We start from the raw sequence: 23,062 nt of genomic DNA, 5'->3' as shown, positions 1-23,062 counted from the left end.
AATCTATTTGACTACAAAAACCCGCAGCTTTTTAGCATCTGTAACTTCAAAATCCGCATGTATACTTTATATAATTTTCATCCTATTTTACGGCTTTTTCATTGCTTTTTGCACAACGACCTTTTATAATAAAAATTATCAATTACCACATAAATCTTTATGGAGGGAACATTATGAACGAAGAACTTTTTAACGAAGCAGCGAAATCAAACGTCCTGACAAAAAAGCTGATCGATCAGCTTCAGGAAAGCATGACCTACAGCAGTATCTCCTTTATCAACTGGACTATTGAGGTTCTGACACTGATCAAAAATCGCCTGGAGCGCGGTGACCGAATCACAGATGAAGTATCCGGAGAAGTTTATACCACAAAAACCTTCCAGAAATTTGTAAAAGAGAATTTCTCTTCCTACATCGCCAGCCAGGTTTTTAAAGAAGTCATAAAACCGGAGAAGATCTACTTCTCACTGAAAGCATGCGACGGCGGCTACAGCCTGATTGCGGCGGATTCCGACAGTGAAAAAACTTATGCCTGGATCTCCAGCCTGAGCAAACGATTCTCTCTTGTTGAGATGATCGCAACCGGTGTCGTTTATGTCAAAGATGTACGCACCGATACATATCAGCCGTTTATTTCCGGCAATGGCAAATACTGCCGTTATGACAGAGAAAAAGGAATCCTTGCAGAGATCTGACCTCCACAGGAATTCCTGCTGTAAATCAATATTTACAAAATACAATCTCAGTCGGGATCTGAACCCTGACTGAGATATTTTTATCTTCCCGTAATTCTCCCGATTCCATAGGAAACAAGAAATACTGCAATATCCACTGCTACAATCGTAGAGCCAACCGGTGTTCCGGCAAGAATAGAAATCAGGATTCCGGCCGTTGCACTGAGTACGGACATCACTGCCGCACTGATCGTAACGGAACGGAAGGATTTAAAAAGTCGCATTGCGGACAGCGCCGGAAAGATCACAAGCGCTGAAATCAAAAGCGAACCGACCAGATTCATTGCAAGTACAATGATCACTGCGATCACAACCGCGATCAGCAGATTGTATGCATTGGCTCTCGTCCCCGTTGCTCTCGCAAAATTCTCATCAAATGTCACTGCGAAAATCTTATTGTAAAACAGAATAAAAATCGCTACAACCACGATGGAAAGAATCGCACACAGCCATACTTCGCCTTTTGTCAGGGTCAGAATAGAAGTCGAACCAAACAGCGTACTGCAGACATCCCCTGAGATATTCGGGCTTGTCGAAAAAAGGTTCATCAGAAGATAACCGATTGCAAGCGCTCCGACGGAAATCATCGCGATTGCCGCATCACCTTTGATCCTGGTATTCTGTCCGGCACGAAGAAGAAAAATCGCACATACTACCGTTACCGGAAGAATAAACAGCATATTGTTTGTAATATTTAAGACAGATGCAATCGCCATCGCACCAAATGCCACATGAGAAAGTCCGTCACCGATAAAGGAAAATCGTTTCAGTACTAGCGTCACGCCAAGAAGCGAGGAACAGAGCGCGATCAGAACACCGACGATCAGTGCATACCGAACGAACGGATACTGAAAATACATATGAAGTGTTTCAAACATCTTATTCGTCCTCTCCTTCCTGTCCGGTAAATGCTTTGCCCAGACTGCTCTGCAGATACTGTTTCTTCGTTCCGAAGAAGCAGTGTTCTCCGATATGAAGAATATGTGTCGCATATTTAACTGCCGCTGCAATATCATGTGAGATCATGATGATCGTAATTCCGTCTTTTTTATTCAGGTCTTTGATCAACTGATACATTTCTGCGGTCACACGTGGATCCAGACCGGACACCGGCTCATCGAGAAGCAGGATTTTCTGTGCAGCACAAAGCGCTCTTGCAAGAAGAACTCTCTGCTGCTGTCCGCCGGAAAGCTCACGGTAACAATGATCCGCAAGATCCTGAATCATCATTTTTTCCATTGCTTTCTGTGCGACCATTTTTTCTTCTTTGTTATAGAAAGGACGCCATCCGCACCGGCTCTGACACCCGGAAAGTACGATTTCACGGACAGATGCCGGAAAATCTCTCTGCACCAGTGTCTGCTGAGGCAGATAACCGATCTCGTTTTTCTTTAATCCATCACCAGGCTCAATGCTTCCGCTGATCGGCGGCTGCAAATGAAGTAATGTTTTCATCAAAGTAGACTTACCGGAACCATTTTCACCGACGATACAGAGGTAATCACCTGCATCAATGGAGAAATTCAAATCTTCCTGAATTGCCCGGTTGTCATATCCCATTGTAAGATTTTTGCATGTAAGCTGTGCCATTCTTGTCCCTCCTGTCATGGACAGTTTGTTATTTCAAATGGACAGATTTTGTCCCTGTCCGATCGTTCTCTTAGTTCAGCACCTTCTTCAGAGTTCCCAGATTGTCTTCCATCACGGAAAGATACGTTGCTCCATCTGCAATTTCTTCTGATGTGATCGACTGCATGGAATTAAGCTGTAAGATCTTCTGATCTTTTGCTCTGGTATTCTCAATAACAGTCTGTGCAATCCGGTCATCGGATTTTTCCATCGTCAGCACACTCTTAACTCCAAGTTCATCCACTTTTCCTGCAAGAAAAGTAACTGTCTTAAAGCTTGCCTCAGATTCTGCGGAACATCCCGAAAATGCCGCATAATAATTCAGTCCATAATCATCTACCAGATAGCGAAATGGAAAACGATCCGCAAAGATCAGTGTTTTCTGCTTCGCACTGTCGACTGTTTCCTGATATTCTTCGTCCAGCGCAGAAAGTTTTTCTTTGTAAGTTTTTGCGTTGGACTGATAGATTTCTTTATTCTCCGGATCCATTTCTTCAAGAGTTTCCGCAATCGCATCGCAGATCACTTCGGCATTTCTCATAGACGTCCAGACATGCTCGTCATATTCCTTTTCTTCCTCATCTTCATGATCATGGTCGTGGTCGTGATCACTTTCCTGCATGCCCTCAACTGTTTCCTCTTCTTTGATCGAATCACCAAGGACTTCCATCAGATTAATGGTCTTCATATCTTTGTTCTGCGCGGATTCCAGAGCATCCTCGATCCACTGGTCAGATTCACCGCCCACATAGATCAGAAGGTCACAGCTTGAAACCTTCATAATATCCTTGACCGCCGGCTGAAAGCTGTGGAGATCCGTACCGTTATCAAGGAGCATAGTCAGGTTCACATCATCTGCCCGGTCACCCAAAATGACTCTTGTCCAGTCATACTCCGGAAAAATGGTTGTTACAATGTTCAGTTTTTTGTCTGTTTCTTCTGTCGTCTTTGCTTCCGCTGTGTGTATTCCGGCAAAAGGAATACTGATGCTCATCACGCCCAGCAGAATTGCCAGCGAACCCATGATCCATTTTTTCATTTTCTGCTCTCTTTCTTCTATATAAAGACACTTCTGCCGAATCGAATCAGCAGGTACAAATCTATCTACATACCATCCTGTCACATTATCGTGCTTTCATATGTACAGTCTCTGATGCTTCATCTTCCACACTTCTGCACTCTTCACAGATACCATAAAAAACAGTCCTGCACGGATCCATCCGAAATCCGTGGCTGTCCATCAGATGCTGCTCCAGTTTAACCACATCCTCGCAGTGAAGATGGATCAGTTTTCCACATTTTTCACATTTGCAGTGGAAACAGGAGGTCTTGTGGCAATGCTCATCTGCCCCGAGATATTCAAAACAGGCACTGCTCGTCCCATCTACGTTGTACTTCGCAACCATCCCCTGCTCTACCATCTTTTCAAGGTTGCGGTAGACAGTCGTTGTCCCAATCGTAATCCCCTGCTCTTTAAAAAAACAACAGACATCTGCAACCGTTACATGTGTCCCTTCTACGGTCTGCAGATAGGACAGGATCTGTTTCATCTGCTTTGTCTGATAAGGCGCTTTCGTTCCCATAATAGCTTCCTTCCACCGGAGTTTCCGGCAAATAAATCTACATTTTATACTTTATACAAATTGAAAACCGTTTTCATATTATAGCACATTCTGATTTCGTGTCAATATGAAAACGGTTTTCATTTTACTTTTTTTCAAAAAAATCTGCCCGCCATAAAAATGCTTATCCACACTTTCATATCGGACAGATATTATTTATCCACTATATTCTTATTCTTCCACTTTCATCTCTCTTACGATCTTACGAAGCTTCAGAACCATGGACGGCGCTACGGAAAGCTCATCCAGTCCCATGCGTACAAACTGCTCTGTCAGAGTCGGATCTGCACCAAGTTCTCCACAGATACCTGCCCATTTGCCACACTTATGCGCATTGTCCACAACCATCTGGATCATGCGGAGAAGTGCCTCATGATGCGGGTTATAAAACTCGTCGAGTTTTTCATTCTGACGGTCGATCGCCAGAGTATACTGTGTCAGATCGTTGGTTCCGATACTGAAGAAATCAACCATCTCTGCAAGTCTGTCACTGATGATCGCTGCTGCCGGAGTTTCGATCATGATTCCCTGTTCCGGAATCTTATACTGAATTTCCTGCGCTTTCAGTTCTCCTTCCACTTCTGCAACGATCTCGTAGATACGTTTTACTTCTTCTGTAGAAGTGATCATCGGATACATGATAGAAAGATTTCCATATACGGCGGCACGGAGAAGTGCACGAAGCTGTGTCTTAAAAATCTCCGGCTGTTTCAGACAGATACGGATCGCACGGTAACCCATTGCAGGGTTGTCTTCATTTCCGAGGTTAAAATAATCTACCTGCTTGTCAGCTCCAATATCCAGTGTACGGATGATCACTTTCTTTCCTGCCATCATCTGCACTGCCTGCTTGTATGCCTGGAACTGTTCTTCCTCTGTCGGGAAATCATTTCTTCCGAGATACAGGAATTCACTTCGGAACAGTCCGATTCCGCCGGCATCGTTTTCCATTACATAACCGATATCGCCAACACTTCCGATATTTGCATAGATATTGATCTTACGGCCATCCAGAGTAATGTTTTCTTTGCCTTTGAGTTCCTGAAGAAGTTTCAGTTTTTCTTCTTCTTCCTGCATTCTGGCTTCAGTCTGTGCTTTGAGTTCTTCATCCGGCTCAAAAGTCACTTTTCCCCCAAAACCATCTACAACAGCAGTCATTCCGGTCTGAAGTTCTTCGAGATCCATCTTCACACCAATCAGTGCCGGAATGTTCATCATACGTGCAAGGATTGCGGTATGAGAGTTTGTAGAACCATGAACTGTTACAAATGCAAGGATCTTGTCCTTATCCATCTGTACAGTCTCACTCGGGCTTAAATCATCTGCAACGATCACAGACGGTTCAATCGAGCTTAAGTCCACATCTCCCTGACCACTTAAGTTGCGGACAAGACGCTCGGAAATGTCCTTAATGTCCGCGGAACGTGCTTTCATGTAATCATCATCCATGGAAGCAAACATTTCTGCAAAATTGTCGCCGGTAACTGCAACTGCATACTCGGCATTGACCTGTTCGGTGCGGATCATATTCTGGATTGCTTCCAGATAGTCCTCATCCTCCAGCATCATCTGATGTACTTCGAAGATTGCCGCACTGGCCTCTCCGACTTCTTTAACCGCTTTGTCATAAAGTTTCTGAAGCTGCTCCTGAGAAGCTTTCAGTGCCACGTCCACACGTGCAGCTTCTGTCTCTGCGTCTTCGATTCTGGTACGTTTTACCTGATAATCATTTTTCTTAAGAACCACAACCGGTCCCATTGCGATTCCCTTATATACAGATTTTCCCTGAAAACACTGCATTTCTTATTTCCTCCCTGAATTCACATCTGCAAATAAAGTAAATATGAGTATTCCGGTGAATTATAAGTTGTTTTCAAAGAATTCCTTCAGTGATGCAACTGCTGCATCTTCATCAGCGCCGTCTACGGATACTGTTACAGTATCGCCCTGTTTTACACCAAGGGACATCAGCATCATAAGCTGTGTCAGTTTCTTAGTTTTGCCATCTTTTGTGATAGTGCATTCAGACTCGAATTTTTTGGCTTCTTTTACAAGAAGTCCGGCCGGTCTTGCGTGGATTCCCAGTTCGTCTTTGATTGTGTACTCGAATGTTTTCATAATTTTATCTCCTTTTATATTATATTTTATTTTTACTCATTTACATTAGTCTCAATCATTCTCTCAAGATGCATGGCGAGGTATCCGATCTCTATATCCGGTACCGGAAGTTTCAGGCTTTTTTCCATCTGACGGCAGATACGTTCTGCTGCCATATACGGTCCCGGAAACTTCACAGACATATATTCATTCAGATTCATTTTGAGTTTCTCGCCATGAATCGCTCTTGCAACCATATAACGTACATGGTTCATCAGACGATTATAGCCGAGAGACATGACATCGATGGAATTTCCTGTTTCCTTCTCGACCAGGGAAATACATTCTCGGACGGTTCTTGCGATTTCCATTGCCTGAGAGACATTTTCGTCTACAACTGCGGCATGTACATGAAGTGCAATATATCCGATCTCATGGTCATCAATCTCTATCTGCAGTTTTTCCTTAAGAAGCTCCCGGATACAGGATGCCACCTTATATTCTTTATAAAACATGACACGGATGTCATCTGTCAGAGGATTGCTGATCTGCTCACCATTCTGCACACGGCGAATTGCAAAATCAAGATGATCTGCCATGGTAAAAAGTATCGTGCGGTCTACTTTTTCGAATTCTTTTTCTGCCCGACTCAACACTTCATTCGCAAGCTCGAGACAGAGCGGCGAGACGGATTTGATGATATCTTTGGCGTCACCTCTCTCCGTCATCTCCTTCAGAGAATAAGCCTTTGCTTCTGTGGCAGCCGACACGGTCTGTCCGACCTTTTTGCCAAAAGCCACACCTTTTCCCATAACCAGACATTCCTGATCATTTTCGTCCGAAATTCCTATAAAGGAATTGTGATTTAAAATCTTTGCTATCCTGTACAACATCCGTATCTTTTCCCCATCCGGGCGGTTCTTACTGAAGAACCTCGATCTCGAAAAGTGGCTCTCCGGCTTTGACCTGACCCTCATTCAACAGATGGATTCTCTGGTTATCCTCCAGTTCTGTACAAAGAACAGGAGAAACAATAGAAGGTGCATTTTTTCTCAGATAGTCGAGATCCAGTTTCAGCATCGGATCTCCCTTCTTCACTTCCTGACCACTTTCTACCAGTGCCTCAAATCCCTCACCATTTAATTTAACAGTATCAATTCCAACATGAATCAGCAGACTGATTCCGGATTCTGTTACAAATCCAATTGCATGTCTGGTATCAAAGACAAAGGCAACTTCTCCGTCTTCCGGAGCGCGTACATACGGATCTTCCGGTGTAACCACTGCGCCGTCACCCATCATTTTCTGGGCAAAAGCCTCATCCGGTGCAGTTGCAAGATCTGCTGCCACACCTGTGATCGGGCTTGAGATCACAATGCGGTCAACGACTTTGCGCTCAGCTTCTTCTTTCTGTTCACTTTCCGGTACTGTCTCAGAAGTTTCTGCCGGTGTTTCCAGAGTATCCGGTGCTGTTTCCAGATAGTCTTCAAGATTTGATTTGATCACAGTTACATTCGGTCCGTAAATGACCTGCACACCAAGTCCCTTGTGTACGACGCCGGATGCACCTGTTGCCTTTAAGATACCATCATTTACCAGAGATGCATCCTTCACAGTGCAGCGAAGACGTGTTGCACAGCAGTCTACATCGTTGATGTTTTTCTTACCGCCAAGGCCTCGTGTGATTGCCTCACTGACAGGATCGGAAAGCACCTCTCCGCCCTCGCCGTTCTGTGCTTCTCTGCGGGCATTTACATCAGCCTTTGTATAAAGCTTGATTTCGACATCATCATCTTCACGACCAGGAGTTTTGAAATTGAACTTTTTGATCATGAATTTGAAAATGAAATAATATAAGAAGAAATAAATAATACCAACCGGGATAACTCTTATCCAGCTTGTCTTTGCATTTCCCTGAAGAATACCAAACAGGAAGAAGTCGAGGAGACCGCCGGAGAAAGTCAGTCCTACGGCAATATTCAGCATATGTGCGATCATGTATGCCGTACCTGCCAGAACAACCTGAACAGCAAACAGTGCCGGAGCCACGAAAAGGAAGGAAAATTCCAGCGGCTCGGTGATTCCGGTTGCCATACATGCAAGTGCTGCAGACAGAAGAAGACCGCCTGCTGCTTTTTTCTTCTCAGGTTTTGCACACTGATACATAGCAAGTGCCGCACCCGGAAGACCGAAGATCATGAAAATGAACTCTCCGGAAAAGTATCTTGTCGCATCTGCGCTGAAATGTGCAATATTTGCAGAGTCAGCAAGCTGCGCAAAGAAAATATTCTGACCGCCCTGTACCATCTGTCCTGCTACTTCCATCGTACCGCCAACGGCTGTCTGCCAGAATGGCATATAGAATACGTGGTGCAGACCGAACGGAATCAGTGCACGTTTGATCAGACCAAAAATCAGTGTTCCCACATAGCCGGAGCCTGTTACCAGACCGCCCAGAGCGTAAATTCCGGTCTGAACGACCGGCCATACAAAGTAAAGAAGGATTCCGACAAACATATACACGATCGTGGAAATGATCGGTACGAAACGGGTTCCTCCAAAGAATGACAGCGCATTCGGAAGCTGTATCTTGTAGAATCGGTTATGCAGGGCTGCAACTCCCAAACCTACGATAATACCGCCAAACACACCCATCTGTAAGGACTGAATACCGCAGACAGAAGTAATCGTTCCTTCCAGAACGTTTTCTGCGATCTCGCCATTATCAAGGATCTGTCCTGTGATTGTCAGCATCGCATTGATTGCTGTATTCATTACAAAAAATGCAATTACTGAGGATAAAGCTGCAACTTCTTTTTCTTTTTGTGCCATACCAATGGCAACACCAACTGCAAAGATCAGCGGAAGGTTATTAAATACTGCACTTCCTACACTGTTCATGATCACAAGCAGGGAATGAAGCAGCGTTCCGTCGCCCAGGATCTTTGTCAGTCCGTATGTCTCGATCGTCGTTGCATTTGTGAAAGAACTTCCGATACCAAGAAGAAGTCCGGCTACCGGAAGGATCGCGATCGGGAGCATAAAGCTTCTTCCTACTCGCTGTAAAACACTAAAAATCTTGTCTTTCATTTGAGACTCTCCTTCTGTATATTTTTCCAGAAGTGAGTACATATAAAAGCGCTTTTTAACCGGTTTTTGTACAAAAAAAGGCACTAATATACATAAACACTCCTTGTTATGTATAGTTAATGCCTCCTAAATCGAGTTACACACTACAACCAAACAAAATATAACATGGTCATTAAGTTTTTGTCAACCCGCTCTTTTTGTAATTTTGTAGTTTTTATGATGTTTTTTTATACCTTTTATGCATCAGTATATTTCGACTGCAATCCAAAATTTTCACCGGTATAATATGCAGTCTCTTCTCATTCTTCGAGGAATGCAAATGGTTCTTCATCTTTGAGAAAGTGCATCAGCATATATGCACACATGATTGCCACTCGCTCTTCTTTGAGGATTCGTTTCACTTCATTGCGGTCTGCCAGGACGACTTCAATTTCTTCTGTATCTTCCTGTGCTTCCTTGCTGATCTCACCGCTTGCATATCCATAAACTGTCGCGCATGATTCGTCAGTCATACCAACCGTTGTAAAGTATGGTTTTTCAAATGCCGGATTGACTTTCAGAGGTTCGAATTTCAGTCCGGTTTCTTCATACATCTCACGAACAGCTCCCTCATGAAAATCTTCGTTCGACTCGACAAGCCCTGCCGGGAATTCATAAATATAATCACCAAGTGTATAGCGGTACTGGCGCACCAGAACGACTTTGTCTCTTTTTTCTCCGTAAATGCTGTAGATAATTACACCGTCCGGATCATTGCGCCCGGTCTTAAGTTTCAATGAAGGTACATCATTTGCCCTGGATGCCACATAATAGGATACCGGAGTGTTGTGTACGCTGGTAGCATCTACATGATACAGATTGACAAAACGATTGTCGGTCATTTTTTCTACATTATGAATCTTTCCCATAAGGTTTCCTCTTTTCTGCATGAAGTATACCATGCATCTTTGTAAAACAGCCTGCAGCCATATAAAGATACGGTCTGCAGGCTGATATGATCAGTCTCCTTTAAGGATAACACGGATTCTCTTATAAATAAAGAATACGATTACGGAAGTGAGGGTGTATTTAAATAAGTTAAACGGAACGATGATCAGTGCCACGAAACCGAGAAGGCTGTGTACAGAAGAATTGACTGCAGCTCCCATTTCAATAAATGCTTCAATCGGCATTCCAAATGCTTTGCCATATGCCGGAAGAAGTACAAATGCATTCATCAGGCAGGCTGCTGCTGTTGTAAGGAGCGTTCCTGCTGCCATTCCGAGTACAGCATGTTTGCGGCTCTTTGTGTGATGCAGTCTGTAAATCAGACCTGCCGGCACTACAAATGTACATCCGAAAATGAAGTTTGCTAAATCACCAACTCCTGCTGTTACTGTCCCCATTGTTACAAGGTGTACCAGAACCTTTACAACTTCAATCAGAATACCTGCTACAGGTCCCATGGCAAATGTCCCAACCAGTACCGGAATCTCTGAGAAATCCAACTGGTAAAAAGATGGTGCCAGGAACGGGATCGGAAACTCAATATTCATTAATACTCCTGCCAGCGCGCCCAGCATTGCGATCTGTGTGATCGTTCTGGTGCGGCTTCTTTCCATTACGTTTCCATTTCTTAAAACCTGTTCACTCATACTTGTCTCTCCTTTGAATTGTTCTTTTTTAAAAGAAAATTCTACGCTATGCTTTAGAAAGATTCTGTCTGTTGGCTTTCTTATGCATAAAAAAATCCCGGAAGTTTCTTCCCGGGATAATGAGCACGTATGAATTATTCGTGTTCTTCTCTCATCCAGACTTTACTGTCGGTTCCGGAATTCTGACTTGTGATCAGTCACCGGATCAGCCGCTTTACGCGGGTCGCGGACTTTACCGCCGGTAGGGAATTCTGATTTGTATTCAGTCACCCTGCCCCGAAGAATTTTCTTTTACATGACTGTATTATATATCTAACTTTATGAGATTGCAATATAAAATTGATGAAAATCAGTATATACAGATATAATTTTCCGGGAATTATATCTGACGGAAGATGCCATCCATATGCAGGGAATGTGATACTGCTGCGTTTTCTATTCCGTGCATGCGCTTATTTGCCACCAGCCGCCCAAACTCGGCTTCGCCTCAGACAATGGGCTTTAATGGTGGCAGCTTGCCTGCACGTCATAACGAAAGCCTCACAAGCATCCCATATCCTCTGCACATAGATGGCATCTTTCCTGTGTTATTTCAGACACTCATTCTTCCTCTATATCTGATTTTCACTTTTCATATTGCAATGGTGCCCACCGGGGCGCGCCCCACGGGAATCCCCAGCTTCACCCGCGGCAGCGCCGCTACCTCAGATAAAGTCCGATGAGGTGGAATGAAAGTTAAAAACTCCAGCCAAGGGATTTTATAAGCCTGCTCTGGTACTGTCTCGCCTGAAGAACTTCGTGAAGGTTCCTGGTCGTACAGGTTTTTGCGTTGATACAGAAAATGCTGCTGTCTGAGCGTCAGCGAGTTCAGCATTTTCCGTATCGTTTTTAGCAAAGTTCTGTACACCATGGTACCTTAGAAGTTCTGAATTGAGACAGATCCAGAGAAGGCTCTACACATTCCCCTTCCTGGAGTTCATTTGCTTCAAATTCCCCTCACCGGGAATCCTTTATCCTATCTTTCTTCTCGGAAATACGGTAATCCGAGCGCTGCCGGCGGCTGATGTTCCTTCTTCTTTCGGAAGCTTGTAAATACAAGCACAATGATCGTTACCACATACGGCAATGCCTTAAATACCTCCTGCATGCTTCGTCCCAGTCCCGGGATATAAAGATACAGAATATACAGTGCTCCGAAAAGGAATGCACCCCAGATTGCATTCAACGGTTTCCACAATGCAAAGATTACCAGCGCAACAGCCAGCCATCCGCGGTCACCAAATCCATTGTCGGTCCATGTTCCACCGGAATATTCCATGACGAAATAAAGTCCGCCAAGACCTGCAAGACCTGCGCCGATACATGTAGACAAGTACTTGTATTTGATTACATTGATGCCTGCCGCATCCGCAGTTCCCGGATTTTCCCCAATTGCACGAAGGTTCAGTCCCGCTCTTGTCTTAAATAAGAAGAAAGACAGTACAACTGCCGCGATCACACAAAGATATGTCATAAAACCATAATTAAACAAAATATCACCGATCACCGGAATCTTTGAAAGTCCCGGGATTTTTGCCGTATAGGCACTTCCGGTCACTTTTACGGAAATCTGTCCGACACCACCTGCAAGTTTGGAAATAGAACCACCGAAGAAGTTACCAAACCCTGTACCAAAGATGGTCAGTGCAAGACCGGTTACATTCTGATTTACACGAAGCGTGATCGTCAGGATACTGTAGATCAGACCTCCGATCATAGCGCATGCAAATGCGCATACAAAAGAAATCAGTACACCTATAAAAGCATTTGGATCCGGATTGTCTTTTTCATAAAGGAAAGCTCCCATCAGTCCGGCAATACCGCCCATATACATGATTCCCGGAATACCAAGATTCAGGTTGCCGGATTTTTCTGTCATAATCTCCCCAAGCGCACCATACAGAATACAGATGCCCTGGACAATTGCTTTTTGAATAAAAATTATCAGTACACTCATTGCATCTACCTCCTATTTTTTCGCACGCTTAACTCTGTAATTGATAAAGAATTCTGCACCGATCAGGAAAAACAGAATGATACCGAGGATAACATCGGATGCATTCTCATTCAATCCATACTGTGTTGCAATCTGTACCGCACCCTGATTCATAAATACAATACCAAAAGAAACAGCCACCATAATAAAAGTATTAAATTTGGAAAGCCATGCAACAATGATTGCCGTAAATCCACGGCCGCCAGCTGTCGCAGTGGAGATTGTATGACTTGCACCACTGACAATAACAAATCCGGCAATACCACAGATTGCACCGGAGATTGCCATAGTACGGATAATAACTTTCTTTACATGAATGCCTGCATATTTTGCAGTATTTTCGCTCTCTCCGACTACTGCGATCTCATAACCCTGTTTGCAGTATTTCAGGTAGATAAACATACCGACCGTCAGGATCATAACGATCAGGACATTCCATCCATATTTCTGTCCGAACAGTTCCGGAAGCCATCCTGCCTGAGTAGTCTGGTTAATGATACCAACTGTGTTGGAACCTTTTGGATTTTCCCAGAAAACGATACAGTATGTAACAACCTGCATGGCAACGTAGTTCAGCATCAGGGTAAACAGAGTTTCATTTGTATTCCAGTATGCTTTGAACACTGCCGGGATCATTCCCCAGATCATACCACCGACTACACTTGCAACAAACATCACGATCAGAAGCACTACCGGAGACATTTTATCCCCCGCATAGATCATCACTGCTGCGGAACATGCTCCACCAATCAAGATCTGACCTTCTGCACCAATATTCCAGAATTTCATTTTGAATGCCGGTGCCAGACCGATTGCGATACACAGAAGCACCATCGTATCACGGATCGTCTGCCAGATACGGCGCTCGGAACCCATTGCTCCGTCCCAGATTGCCTTATATACATCCACCGGATTCATTTTGACAAGTGCTACGATTACTGCTCCACACACAATCAGTGCAAGAATCAGTGCTATAAAGCGAATCAGAAGTCTTTCCTGCCATCCGGCTTTATTTCTTCTTTTGCTTACCTGTAAGAAAGGTTCTTTATTCATTGACAGCCCCTCCTTTTTCATGTTTCGTCATGAGAAGACCGATTCTCTCTTTTGTTGCAGTCCTTCCGTCAACCACTCCGCTGATTCTTCCGCCACAGAGCACTGCAATACGGTCACAGAGTTCAAGTACCACATCCAGATCCTCGATGACACAGACTACAGCCACGCCTTTTTTCTTCTGCTCATTGAGAAGCCGATAGATGACATGAGAAGTATTAATATCCACACCTCTGGTCGGGAATGCAACAAGAAGCACCTTCGGGCTCTGCGCGATCTCACGGCCAACCAGAACTTTCTGTACATTTCCACCGGACATCTGACGAACCGGAGCTGAAATACTCGGTGTCATAACCTCGAGTGCATCTTTGATCTTTAATGCAAGCGCCCTCGGTCCCTTACGATCCAGAAATGGTCCTTTTCCATTGCGGTAGCTTCGAAGCATCATATTGTCGGTCATATCCATGTCTCCGACAAGTCCCATACCGATACGGTCTTCCGGGACAAACGCAAGACTGATTCCTGCTTCATTAATAGAAATGGAATCCATTTTGGAAAGCTCCATACTTCCGCCATTGTCATCCAGCAGACGGATTGAACCGCTTTCCACTTCCTGTAATCCGGCAATTGCTTCCAGAAGTTCCTTCTGTCCGCTTCCTGAAATACCTGCAATACCGAGAATCTCGCCTGTATTGACCGAAAGCTCAACATCATCCAGCGTTTTTACATCATCTTTGTCTTTGCAGTTCAGCCCCTCGATCACCAGACGTTTCTTTACATTTTCCGGTTTCGGACGCTCAATATTCAGATCGACCTTAGCGCCAACCATCATCTCGGAAAGGCTCTGCACATTTGCAGCAGCAGTCTCTACCGTATCAATATACTGTCCTTTTCGAAGAATTGCCACACGGTCAGATAATGCCAGCACTTCCTGCAATTTATGTGTAATGATAATGATCGCACATCCGTCATCACGCATATTACGCAGAATATCAAACAGACGGTCTGCTTCCTGTGGCGTCAGAACGGCAGTCGGCTCGTCAAGAATCAGGATTCTCGCACCACGGTACAACATTTTTACGATTTCTACAGTCTGTTTTTCTGAGACAGACATCTCATATATTTTTTTGGAAAGATCCAGATCAAACCCATATTTGTTTACCAGTTTTTGAATATCTTCCGTGATTTTTTTCATATTGAGTCTTGCCCTGCCCGGCAGTCCCAGTACGATATTTTCGGCTGCCGTCAGCACATCTACCAGTTTGAAATGCTGATGTACCATACCGATTCCCAGTTCGTAGGAATCTTTTGGTGAACGGATCGTTACTTCCTTTCCATTCACAAAAATATGTCCCTCATCCGGATAATAAATTCCGTAAATCATATTCATCAGAGTCGTCTTGCCGCTTCCGTTTTCACCTAAGATTGCAAGAATCTCTGATTCTCTCAGCGTGAGATTTACATGATCATTCGCCTGGACTGATCCAAAACGCTTGGAAATATCCTTAAGTTCAAGTGCATAAGTTTCTCCCACTGTCATTCCCTCCTTTTATCCCAGTCATAAAGTCATTCCTTTATGGCCTGATTTCCATATCACAAATTGTCATATGTGCAAAAGAAACCTCCATATCCAACCGGAGGAGATTTCCTTTACACATATAACAAGAATCAGCAGACGCACCACCGGCGCCTCCTCTATATACAATTCAAAAAACGGAGCTGCTGGCAAGCAGCTCCGCCTGTTCCAAAGTCTTATTCTGTGATGGATGTGATTCCGTCGATTGCTATATCAAATGCCGGTGCAGAACCATACTCTGATTCATGGAAATATCCGTCAGAAATGTATTCTGTATCACTGCCGTCTTTCTTATAGGTAGTAAGTTCTTTGCCATCTACGGTGAATGTAGAAGTATCAAATACATGAAGAGATCCGTCTGCAAGTGCATCTTCAACTTCTTTTACTTTTTCATCTGTTCCTTCTGCTACAACTTTCTCATTGAGTGGTGTGATCTTGTCAGCGCCATCGGAGAATCCTTTGCACCAGTCAGTGTCGATTGCTGTTCCGTCAAGCATGCACTGTACTGCATATGTGTAATATACACCCCAGTCCATAGATGCGGATGTAAGTGCTTCATTCGGAGCAACGGATGTCATGTCGATGTTGTATCCAACGCAAGGAACGCCTGCTGCTTCACATGCTGTAGGAGCACCTGTAGTATCTGCATGCTGGCTGATCAGGACACATCCGTCAGAAATCAATGCATCAGCACATTCTTTTTCGAGGTCAAAGCTTGCCCAGCTGTTTGTGTATTTAACTTCCATAGTTACGGATGGGCATACGCTCTTAGCACCAAGGTAGAAAGAAGTATATCCGGAAATAACCTCTGCATATGGGAATGCACCAACATAACCCATCTTGCAGTTATCTTCTGTAATTGTGCCGTCTTCGATCATCTCATTCAGTTTGAGACCGGCTACAACACCGGATACATAACGAGCTTCATAAATATTTGTAAAGTAGTTATGCATGTTGGAAAGTCCGCTTGCTGCTGCCTGAGTTCCTGTTGCATGGCAGAACTGTACGTCCGGATACTCTCCTGCTGCTTCAAGGATATAGGTCTCATGTCCGAAGCTGTTTGCAAAAATGATCTGGCATCCCTGATCTGCAAGGTCTGCTGCTGCATCGTAGCATCCTTCGTCTTCACCGATCAGAGTTTTTTCGATAACCTGTGAATCATCAAGTCCAAGATTTTCTACCATCTCATCGATACCAGCCATATGTGCAGCTGTATATCCTTCGTTTTCATCACCGATGTAGATTGCTCCGATCTTTAAATCTTCTTTTGCAATGCCTGCACCACTTTCACTGTCATCACTTGCATATACAGGTGCGGTCATCGTAACTGCCATTGCTGCTGCAAGTCCAATTGCCAATGCTTTTTTCATCTTTCTTTCCTCCATTTTCTCCTCTTACTCCTGTTACCGAACAAAAGAGGCACAACAATTACTGTTACGCCTCTTTGCAAGTGCTTTTACTATACATGTCATTTTGTGAATTGTCAATAAATTCAAGCAAAAACATACTATTTATTTGACACCCTAATTTTTTTTGTATATTTATAAGAAAGGAATCCGCAAAATATATTCGCTTTATTCATTTTTCCATTCCGTTTATGTTGATTTTGAGTTATTTTCTTTATTACTTCTTGACTTCTTCGCGTTAAAGCGTTATACTTTAAAAAGTTAATTCGATTCGAACGTGAATCAACAATACAGGAGGACTTAAAATATGAAAAAGCAGATTTTAGCAGGCGTTCTGTCTGCAACAATGGTAGTTGGCATGGGTGGTGTCAGCGTATTTGCAGCAGATGATGCTGACGATAAAACTTATAACATCGGTATCTGCCAGCTCGTACAGCACGAGGCTCTGGATGCTGCAACACAGGGCTTCAAAGATGCCATTACAGAAGAACTTGGCGACAAAGTAACATTTGATGAGCAGAACGCACAGGGTGATTCCAATACCTGTTCTACTATCATCACAGACTTTGTTTCCGATAATGTAGACCTGATTCTTGCAAACGCAACTCCTGCTCTTCAGGCAGCTGCAGCAGGTACAGCAGATATCCCGATTCTCGGAACCTCTGTTACAGAATACGGTGTAGCACTTGACCTTGACGATTTTGACGGAACTGTTGGAAATAATATTTCCGGTACCTCAGACCTTGCTCCACTTGAAGATCAGGCGGCAATGCTTAACGAGCTCTTCCCGGATGCCAAAAATGTCGGACTTGTTTACTGCTCCGCAGAAGCAAACTCCCAGTATCAGGTGGATACAGTAAAAGCAGCTCTTGAGAAATTAGGTTATACCTGTGAATACTATGCATTCTCAGATTCCAACGATCTTTCTTCCGTAGCTACAACAGCTGCTACAGAAAGTGATGTTATCTACTTACCAACAGATAACACCGTTGCATCCAACACAGAAATCATCAATAACATCTGCCTTCCGGAGAAAGTTCCGGTAATCGCCGGTGAAGAAGGTATCTGCGAGGGATGCGGTGTTGCCACTCTTTCCATCAGCTATTATGACCTCGGTGTTGCTACCGGTAAGATGGCTCTGAAAGTTCTGGTAGACGGTGAAGATATTTCCAAAATGCCGATCGAGTATGCACCACAGTTCACAAAAGAATACAATCCTGAAATCTGTAAAGAACTCGGAATCGAAGTTCCGGATGACTATGTTGCAATCGGTGCAGACGCAGAAGAAGAAACTTCTGAGGATGCTGCAGATGCTGCAGACGATACAGCAGAAGAAACAACTGAAGAAGCTGAATAATTTTTCTCATAATTAAGCCCAAAACACAAATTTATACAGACAGCGGGAGAGGAATATCCTTTCTCGCTTTCTGTGTCGTCAGGAGGAATCACAAAATGAATATTCTTAGCTTAATAAACGCACTCCCGGGTGCAGCCGCGCAGGGGCTGATCTGGGGAATCATGGCGATTGGTGTCTATCTTACCTTTCGTATTCTGGATGTTGCCGATCTGACTGTTGACGGTACCATGTGTACCGGCGGTGCTGTCTGTGTCATGATGCTGATGAGTGGTCATAACATCTGGGTATCTATGCTTGCCGCTACCGGAGCCGGAATGCTGGCAGGACTCGCAACCGGAATCTTTCACACCTTTATGGGAATCCCGGCAATCCTCGCCGGAATCCTGACACAGCTTGGTCTCTACTCCGCCAACCTCAAGATCATGGGCAAGGCAAATCAGGCAGTCAACGGAAACAAATACAATCTTCTTGTTTCCCTTCGTAATGTAAAAGGTGTTCCATTTTATCAGAATACCATTCTGATCGTTGCTGTTTTTGTCGTCGTACTGATTGCAATTCTCTACTGGTTCTTCGGAACAGAACTCGGATGTTCACTCCGTTCTACCGGATGTAATCCGAATATGTCCCGTGCACAGGGAATCAATACCAACGTATGTAAAGTACTCGGCCTGATGATCTCCAACGGTCTGGTTGCACTTTCCAGTGCACTCCTTGCACAGTATCAGGGATTTGCCGATGTCAACATGGGACGTGGAGCAATCGTTATCGGTCTTGCTGCAGTCATCATCGGTGAAGCAATCTTCGGACGTATTTTCCGCAATTTTGCACTTCGTCTTCTGAGTGTTGCATTCGGTTCTATTCTCTACTATCTGGTACTTCAGACAGTTATCTGGCTCGGAATCGACACTGACCTTCTGAAGATGCTGTCTGCACTTGTTGTAGCTGTCTTCCTTGCAGTACCTTACTGGAAAACAAAATATTTTACAAAACCTACGAAACGTGGAGGTAACAACTGATGCTTGAGCTGAAAAACATATATAAAACATTTAATCCGGGAACCATCAATGAAAAAGTGGCTCTGAACGGTCTGAACCTCACACTGAATGAAGGTGATTTTGTTACCGTTATCGGTGGTAACGGAGCCGGTAAATCTACCATGCTGAATGCAGTTGCCGGCACATGGCAGGTCGATGAAGGACAGATCATTATCGATGGTATCGATGTCACCAAATTATCCGAACACAAAAGAGCCGCATATCTCGGTCGTGTATTCCAGGATCCTATGACCGGAACTGCTGCTACTATGGGAATCGAAGAAAACCTTGCTCTTGCAAAACGCCGTGGCAAAACACGTTTACTAAAACCGGGAATCACAAAGAAAGAGCGTGAAGAATATAAAGAACTGCTGAAAGTTTTAGGTCTCGGACTGGAAGACCGTCTTACTTCCAAGGTCGGACTTCTCTCCGGTGGACAGCGTCAGGCACTGACACTTCTGATGGCTACACTGCAGAAACCAAAGCTTCTGCTTCTGGATGAGCATACTGCTGCCCTCGACCCGAAGACCGCAGCCAAGGTACTTGAAATCACAGAAATGATCGTCAACCGTGACCATCTGACAACTATGATGATCACTCATAATATGCAGGATGCGATCACACATGGAAATCGTCTGATCATGATGATGGAAGGTAAGATTATTCTGGATATTCAGGGCGAGGAGAAAAAGAAACTTACCGTGAGAAATCTGCTGGATCAGTTTGAGAAAGCAAGCGGACAGGAGTTTAGTAATGATTCTGCTCTGCTGAGCTAGGATAAGGGAGTAAAAAAAGATTTAATTTACGCAACTTATAAAGATGTTGATAGTTCACGCAACTTATAAAGATATATGATTTTTCAACGGCTTCATCATCTGGAAGTACTAAGGAATAACCCGAATGTTAAGTGCATTCATAAAAATCACAAACTCGCTGTCGCTCAAACAATGTGATTTTTATGAATAACACATTCGGAACATTCCTAAGAGCTTCCGGGATGATTGCAGATGTTGAAGAATCATATATCTTTTTTGTTGCTGTGGAGTAAAACAACTTCGTTTTATGCTACATTGTTCTATATGTTTCATATTTTCTTTATTGCAATTTTTGTATTCGATTCTTTTTTTATCTTATTTTATCCTACTCAGCTACCTCCTGCCAGGAGGGTACCCGGACCGCGCGCCGTTCAAAGCAATCTATAATAGGATAATTTCGGTGGCGCGCTGCACTGCTTCCATCCCGCGCACAACTGCCAATAGCGCTGTCCAGGACGATGGGGATTGCTGTAAAAAGCGATAAAATAAAGAAGGATCTGCAAATATTCGCTCTATGACCTATCGTAATGAGAAGATGCTTGTGCAGGTGAAATGTGTATTGGTTTCAGAAACATCTGCAAGAGTCCATAGAAATACTTGATTATATCCTGGCTGTGTTATGGAGCATAAAGTGCAATGTTTGAGCCGTCAGGCGAGTTTTGCACTTTTGATCCATGTATTTAACAGACGGGAATAATCTTAGTATTTCTGGACGATGAAGCCGTTTCTGAAATCAATGCACATTCATCCTGCACACCTCATCCTCACACCCAGTCATGAGCAGCGAATATCTGCCGATCCTTTATATACTATTTACTTTGTTTTACTTAATCCCCTTCATGGACAAGCTGATTCTCTTCTTCTTCATATCCACTCCAAGTACTCTTACATCCACCACATCCCCAACGGACACTGCCTCAAGCGGATGTTTGATATATTTCTCACTCATCTCGGAGATATGCACCAGTCCATCCTGATGAACCCCGATATCCACAAATGCCCCGAAATCAATGACATTACGGACAGTTCCCTTCAGGATCATGCCCTCTTTGAGATCTTTCATATCAAGTACATCTGTGCGAAGTACCGGTTTCGGCATTTCATCACGCGGATCTCGTGCCGGTTTTTCCAGTTCTTTTACAATATCGCGAAGTGTCGGCTCACCGACTCCGAGCTCTTCTGCAAGCTTCTTATAGTTCTTGATCTGCTTTGAAATACCACTCAGTTTACCACCCATAATATCTTCCGGTGTGTAGCCAAGCTTTTCAAGAACTTTCTTTGCTGCCTCATAGCTTTCCGGATGCACACTTGTCGCATCAAGAGGATTCCTGCCTCCGGTGATGCGCGCAAAACCTGCACACTGCTCAAACGCTTTCGGTCCGAGTTTCGCTACTTTGAGAAGCTCACGACGGCTTTCAAATCTGCCGTTTTCTTCACGGTATGCAACGATATTCTTAGCAATCACTTTACTGATGCCGGAAATATATTCCAGAAGGGACGCAGATGCTGTATTCAGGTCCACACCGACTTTATTTACACAGTCCTCAACTACTCCACTTAAAGCCTCGCCAAGCTTCTTCTGGTTCATATCATGCTGATACTGACCGACACCGATAGACTGCGGTGTGATCTTAACCAGCTCTGCAAGCGGATCCTGCAGACGTCTTGCGATCGAAGCCGCGCTTCTCTGTCCTACATCGAAATTCGGGAACTCTTCCGTTGCCAGCTTACTTGCAGAATATACAGACGCACCTGCCTCATTTGTGATCACATACTGTACCTTCTCAGGAATCTCTTTGAGAAGTTCTACAATGATCTGTTCAGATTCTCTGGATGCAGTTCCGTTTCCAAGAGAAATCAGAGATACATTATATTTTTTGATCAGTTTTTTCAGAGTTTCCTTTGCCGCGCGGATCTTTGCATCGTTTGTCGGCGCAGTCGGATAAATAACTGTTGTATCGAGAACCTTTCCGGTCTCATCTACAACTGCCAGTTTACATCCTGTACGGAATGCAGGGTCCCATCCGAGTACCACTTTGCCGACAATTGGAGGCTGCATCAGAAGCTGTTCCAGATTCTTGCCAAATACATGAATTGCTCCGTCCTCTGCCTTTTCAGTCAGGTCACTTCGGATCTCACGCTCAATTGCCGGCGCGATCAAACGTTTGTAACTGTCCTCTACAACTTCACGGAGAACCGGTTTTGTAACCGGATTATCTCTGGTGATCACCTGTTTCTGAAGCCATCCCATTGCCTCGTCTTCCGGTGCACTGATCTTGACAGTGAGCATTTTTTCTTTTTCACCACGGTTCAGCGCAAGTACACGATGTCCTGCAAGTTTTTTAATCGGTTCTTCAAATTCATAGTACATCTCATAAACAGAAGATTCCTCAGGATTTTTGGCTGCAGATACTACAGTTCCTTTGTCCATGGTAAATTTACGGAGATAGATACGGTAATCTGCTTCATCAGAAATATGCTCTGCGATAATATCTTTTGCGCCATTTATCGCATCTTCTATCGTTTCCACACCTTTTTCATCGGACAAAAATGCCTTTGCCTCTTCTTCAAGAGATTTATTTGTCATCTGAAGCATAATAATATTTGCCAGTGGCTCCAGACCTTTTTCTTTTGCTATGATTGCACGTGTACGACGTTTCGGACGATAAGGACGATAAAGATCCTCAACGACTACAAGTGTCTGCGCATCCAGAATCTGTTTTTTCAGTTCCGGTGTCAGTTTGCCCTGTTCCTCGATGCTTCCGAGCACCTGATTTTTCTTGTCTTCCAGATTACGAAGATATGTCAGTCTTTCGTGAAGTGTACGAAGCTGTTCATCATTCAGAGAACCTGTAGCTTCTTTACGGTAACGGGAAATAAAAGGAATTGTGCAGCCTTCATCAATAAGTTTGACAGCTGCCTCCACCTGCCATTTTTCTACTTTAAGTTCTCTGGTTATGACCTGAATAATGTCCATTGTATT

19 protein-coding genes and 1 riboswitch are annotated in these 23,062 nt (G+C 44.0%); of the genes, 4 read left to right on the top strand and 15 right to left on the bottom strand.

The window, feature by feature from the left end; all coding sequences use genetic code 11:
* Positions 1 to 173 precede the first annotated feature (173 nt).
* A complete protein-coding gene (locus tag H8Z79_RS00555; RefSeq protein ID WP_015541840.1) occupies positions 174 to 695 on the top strand; it encodes a hypothetical protein in 522 nt (173 codons plus the stop codon).
* Positions 696 to 775: 80 nt separating this feature from the next.
* Here H8Z79_RS00555 and H8Z79_RS00550 read toward each other — a convergent pair whose 3' ends face one another.
* The 14 genes from H8Z79_RS00550 to H8Z79_RS00485 form a co-directional block, all read right to left on the bottom strand.
* Entirely contained in the window at positions 776 to 1,612 is an 837-nt protein-coding gene (locus H8Z79_RS00550; protein ID WP_015541839.1) for a metal ABC transporter permease, read from the bottom strand.
* A 1-nt stretch (position 1,613) separates the two neighbouring features.
* Entirely contained in the window at positions 1,614 to 2,324 is a 711-nt protein-coding gene (locus tag H8Z79_RS00545) for a metal ABC transporter ATP-binding protein (protein ID WP_118039316.1), read from the bottom strand.
* A gap of 70 nt (positions 2,325 to 2,394) precedes the next feature.
* On the bottom strand, positions 2,395 to 3,402 hold the full coding sequence (locus tag H8Z79_RS00540; protein WP_118039315.1) for a metal ABC transporter substrate-binding protein: 1,008 nt from the start codon (positions 3,400 to 3,402) through the stop codon (positions 2,395 to 2,397).
* An 85-nt stretch (positions 3,403 to 3,487) separates the two neighbouring features.
* Entirely contained in the window at positions 3,488 to 3,946 is a 459-nt protein-coding gene (locus H8Z79_RS00535) for a Fur family transcriptional regulator (protein ID WP_118039314.1), read from the bottom strand.
* A gap of 210 nt (positions 3,947 to 4,156) precedes the next feature.
* Complete coding sequence (gene ptsP, locus H8Z79_RS00530) at positions 4,157 to 5,785, bottom strand: phosphoenolpyruvate--protein phosphotransferase (protein WP_118039313.1); 1,629 nt, start codon at positions 5,783 to 5,785, stop codon at positions 4,157 to 4,159.
* Positions 5,786 to 5,845: 60 nt separating this feature from the next.
* Positions 5,846 to 6,103 carry an HPr family phosphocarrier protein gene (locus tag H8Z79_RS00525; protein ID WP_015541834.1) on the bottom strand — a complete coding sequence of 86 codons (258 nt, stop codon included), beginning with the start codon at positions 6,101 to 6,103 and terminating at the stop codon, positions 5,846 to 5,848.
* 32 nt (positions 6,104 to 6,135) lie between these two features.
* Entirely contained in the window at positions 6,136 to 6,975 is an 840-nt protein-coding gene (locus H8Z79_RS00520) for a PRD domain-containing protein (RefSeq protein WP_118039312.1), read from the bottom strand.
* A gap of 28 nt (positions 6,976 to 7,003) precedes the next feature.
* Positions 7,004 to 9,172 (bottom strand): PTS transporter subunit IIABC, encoded by a 2,169-nt coding sequence (locus tag H8Z79_RS00515; RefSeq protein WP_118039311.1) that lies wholly within the window; start codon positions 9,170 to 9,172, stop codon positions 7,004 to 7,006.
* A 299-nt stretch (positions 9,173 to 9,471) separates the two neighbouring features.
* Positions 9,472 to 10,080, bottom strand: coding sequence for an NUDIX hydrolase (locus tag H8Z79_RS00510; protein WP_118039310.1), 609 nt, complete (start codon positions 10,078 to 10,080; stop codon positions 9,472 to 9,474).
* A 90-nt stretch (positions 10,081 to 10,170) separates the two neighbouring features.
* Positions 10,171 to 10,806, bottom strand: a complete 636-nt coding sequence (locus tag H8Z79_RS00505; protein WP_118039309.1) for an ECF transporter S component — start codon at positions 10,804 to 10,806, stop codon at positions 10,171 to 10,173.
* A gap of 139 nt (positions 10,807 to 10,945) precedes the next feature.
* A riboswitch (FMN riboswitch) is annotated at positions 10,946 to 11,094 on the bottom strand.
* Between the two features lie 727 nt (positions 11,095 to 11,821).
* Positions 11,822 to 12,802, bottom strand: coding sequence for an ABC transporter permease (locus tag H8Z79_RS00500; protein WP_015541830.1), 981 nt, complete (start codon positions 12,800 to 12,802; stop codon positions 11,822 to 11,824).
* Positions 12,803 to 12,814: 12 nt separating this feature from the next.
* Positions 12,815 to 13,915 (bottom strand): ABC transporter permease, encoded by a 1,101-nt coding sequence (locus H8Z79_RS00495; protein WP_118039308.1) that lies wholly within the window; start codon positions 13,913 to 13,915, stop codon positions 12,815 to 12,817.
* A complete protein-coding gene (locus tag H8Z79_RS00490) occupies positions 13,887 to 15,425 on the bottom strand; it encodes an ABC transporter ATP-binding protein (RefSeq protein WP_118039307.1) in 1,539 nt (512 codons plus the stop codon). Before H8Z79_RS00490 ends, H8Z79_RS00495 begins: the two co-directional genes overlap by 29 nt.
* 218 nt (positions 15,426 to 15,643) lie before the next feature.
* Positions 15,644 to 16,801 carry a BMP family ABC transporter substrate-binding protein gene (locus H8Z79_RS00485; protein ID WP_456298198.1) on the bottom strand — a complete coding sequence of 386 codons (1,158 nt, stop codon included), beginning with the start codon at positions 16,799 to 16,801 and terminating at the stop codon, positions 15,644 to 15,646.
* Positions 16,802 to 17,180: 379 nt separating this feature from the next.
* Here H8Z79_RS00485 and H8Z79_RS00480 point away from each other — a divergent pair, with 379 nt between their 5' ends.
* The 3 genes from H8Z79_RS00480 (at position 17,181) to H8Z79_RS00470 (ending at position 20,040) form a co-directional block, all read left to right on the top strand.
* Complete coding sequence (locus H8Z79_RS00480) at positions 17,181 to 18,230, top strand: ABC transporter substrate-binding protein (RefSeq protein ID WP_118039305.1); 1,050 nt, start codon at positions 17,181 to 17,183, stop codon at positions 18,228 to 18,230.
* Between the two features lie 95 nt (positions 18,231 to 18,325).
* A complete protein-coding gene (locus tag H8Z79_RS00475; protein WP_015541826.1) occupies positions 18,326 to 19,246 on the top strand; it encodes an ABC transporter permease in 921 nt (306 codons plus the stop codon).
* The gene (locus H8Z79_RS00470; protein ID WP_015541825.1) at positions 19,246 to 20,040 is read left to right on the top strand and encodes an ABC transporter ATP-binding protein; all 795 of its coding nucleotides are present in this window, start codon (positions 19,246 to 19,248) and stop codon (positions 20,038 to 20,040) included. The genes H8Z79_RS00475 and H8Z79_RS00470 overlap by 1 nt, the downstream gene beginning before the upstream one ends.
* A gap of 862 nt (positions 20,041 to 20,902) precedes the next feature.
* Here the strand turns inward: H8Z79_RS00470 and H8Z79_RS00465 are convergent.
* Positions 20,903 to 23,056 (bottom strand): Tex family protein, encoded by a 2,154-nt coding sequence (locus H8Z79_RS00465; protein ID WP_118039304.1) that lies wholly within the window; start codon positions 23,054 to 23,056, stop codon positions 20,903 to 20,905.
* Positions 23,057 to 23,062 lie beyond the last annotated feature (6 nt).

It is taken from the genome of Blautia intestinalis, from assembly GCF_014297355.1.
GTDB lineage: Bacteria > Bacillota > Clostridia > Lachnospirales > Lachnospiraceae > Blautia_A > Blautia_A intestinalis.
Note: the sequence above shows the minus strand (reverse complement) of the source record. Positions and strands in the feature narration are given on the sequence as shown.

What these genes read in the sequence shown, in the direction of transcription:
- H8Z79_RS00555 (WP_015541840.1), top strand. Translation starts at nt 174, where the DNA reads ATGAACGAAGAACTTTTTAACGAAGCAGCGAAATCAAACGTCCTGACA.
- H8Z79_RS00550 (WP_015541839.1), bottom strand. Translation starts at nt 1,612, where the DNA reads ATGTTTGAAACACTTCATATGTATTTTCAGTATCCGTTCGTTCGGTAT.
- H8Z79_RS00545 (WP_118039316.1), bottom strand. Translation starts at nt 2,324, where the DNA reads ATGGCACAGCTTACATGCAAAAATCTTACAATGGGATATGACAACCGG.
- H8Z79_RS00540 (WP_118039315.1), bottom strand. Translation starts at nt 3,402, where the DNA reads ATGAAAAAATGGATCATGGGTTCGCTGGCAATTCTGCTGGGCGTGATG.
- H8Z79_RS00535 (WP_118039314.1), bottom strand. Translation starts at nt 3,946, where the DNA reads ATGGGAACGAAAGCGCCTTATCAGACAAAGCAGATGAAACAGATCCTG.
- ptsP (WP_118039313.1), bottom strand. Translation starts at nt 5,785, where the DNA reads ATGCAGTGTTTTCAGGGAAAATCTGTATATAAGGGAATCGCAATGGGA.
- H8Z79_RS00525 (WP_015541834.1), bottom strand. Translation starts at nt 6,103, where the DNA reads ATGAAAACATTCGAGTACACAATCAAAGACGAACTGGGAATCCACGCA.
- H8Z79_RS00520 (WP_118039312.1), bottom strand. Translation starts at nt 6,975, where the DNA reads ATGTTGTACAGGATAGCAAAGATTTTAAATCACAATTCCTTTATAGGA.
- H8Z79_RS00515 (WP_118039311.1), bottom strand. Translation starts at nt 9,172, where the DNA reads ATGAAAGACAAGATTTTTAGTGTTTTACAGCGAGTAGGAAGAAGCTTT.
- H8Z79_RS00510 (WP_118039310.1), bottom strand. Translation starts at nt 10,080, where the DNA reads ATGGGAAAGATTCATAATGTAGAAAAAATGACCGACAATCGTTTTGTC.
- H8Z79_RS00505 (WP_118039309.1), bottom strand. Translation starts at nt 10,806, where the DNA reads ATGAGTGAACAGGTTTTAAGAAATGGAAACGTAATGGAAAGAAGCCGC.
- H8Z79_RS00500 (WP_015541830.1), bottom strand. Translation starts at nt 12,802, where the DNA reads ATGAGTGTACTGATAATTTTTATTCAAAAAGCAATTGTCCAGGGCATC.
- H8Z79_RS00495 (WP_118039308.1), bottom strand. Translation starts at nt 13,915, where the DNA reads ATGAAAAAGGAGGGGCTGTCAATGAATAAAGAACCTTTCTTACAGGTA.
- H8Z79_RS00485 (WP_456298198.1), bottom strand. Translation starts at nt 16,801, where the DNA reads ATGGCAGTTACGATGACCGCACCTGTATATGCAAGTGATGACAGTGAA.
- H8Z79_RS00480 (WP_118039305.1), top strand. Translation starts at nt 17,181, where the DNA reads ATGAAAAAGCAGATTTTAGCAGGCGTTCTGTCTGCAACAATGGTAGTT.
- H8Z79_RS00475 (WP_015541826.1), top strand. Translation starts at nt 18,326, where the DNA reads ATGAATATTCTTAGCTTAATAAACGCACTCCCGGGTGCAGCCGCGCAG.
- H8Z79_RS00470 (WP_015541825.1), top strand. Translation starts at nt 19,246, where the DNA reads ATGCTTGAGCTGAAAAACATATATAAAACATTTAATCCGGGAACCATC.
- H8Z79_RS00465 (WP_118039304.1), bottom strand. Translation starts at nt 23,056, where the DNA reads ATGGACATTATTCAGGTCATAACCAGAGAACTTAAAGTAGAAAAATGG.